Source organism: Piscirickettsia litoralis (assembly GCF_001720395.1).
Taxonomy (GTDB): Bacteria; Pseudomonadota; Gammaproteobacteria; order Piscirickettsiales; family Piscirickettsiaceae; genus Piscirickettsia; species Piscirickettsia litoralis.
This window is the reverse complement of sequence record NZ_MDTU01000001.1, coordinates 2,730,928-2,731,625: the sequence shown is the minus strand read 5'-3', so window position 1 is coordinate 2,731,625 and position 698 is coordinate 2,730,928. Positions and strand designations below refer to the sequence as shown.

At 34.4% G+C, this 698-nt stretch carries 1 protein-coding gene; it reads right to left on the bottom strand.

Translation table 11 applies throughout. The features are described 5' to 3' along the window. Positions 1-175: 175 nt before the first annotated feature. The gene (locus BGC07_RS13500) at positions 176-580 is read right to left on the bottom strand and encodes a hypothetical protein (protein WP_139121700.1); all 405 of its coding nucleotides are present in this window, start codon (positions 578-580) and stop codon (positions 176-178) included. Positions 581-698: the final 118 nt, after the last annotated feature.

Genomic DNA, 698 nt, shown 5'->3' with positions numbered 1-698 from the left:
AAGCGAGCCTTGCTTGCCATCAGTAAAGAAAAAGCTTACAACAAAATATAAGCAAAGAACAGCAATAACTATCGATAGACTTACCTATCGCCTAATAAAAACAAAAACTAAGAGACAGTAACTTTTAAAAAAATTAAAACAAAATTTACATTTTTATCAAAATTACTATTAAAAATCATCTTAAACTGCATTTGAAATCATAAATTTCCTCATCCTCAATATAGGATGTCATTACACAACGAATAGGCACTCCACCAGAAACAACTCCAATTTCACCTTTACCGTAAAGCCCTACATCGAGCGTTAAATAAACATCATCCATCGATTCACGCTCGACCTTCAACTTAATAATAGCGAACCGACCCACACAGTTCACCGCACTGGTAATCCAATGTATGACTAAAGGCGTGCTTGGTTTAATAACCAAATTAACAGGAGTGATATAGCGTGTGCATTGCTTTTGCTCCATGTGAAAGTGAATTTTCCGTGGTGTTTCATTGACTAATGTCAAGCGATAAACATTGGTAAGCTGAGCGAATATTGGAATATTAACACTAGCAACCAAAACTATCAGCCGCACTAGCCACCCGTTAAATTTCATAGATCTCCGATTTATCAAAATATCTACTCTACTATAAAGTTTAACTATAATAAAAAATTAGTACTTAAACAGAGTTTAATACAAGCGCGATTCCAAA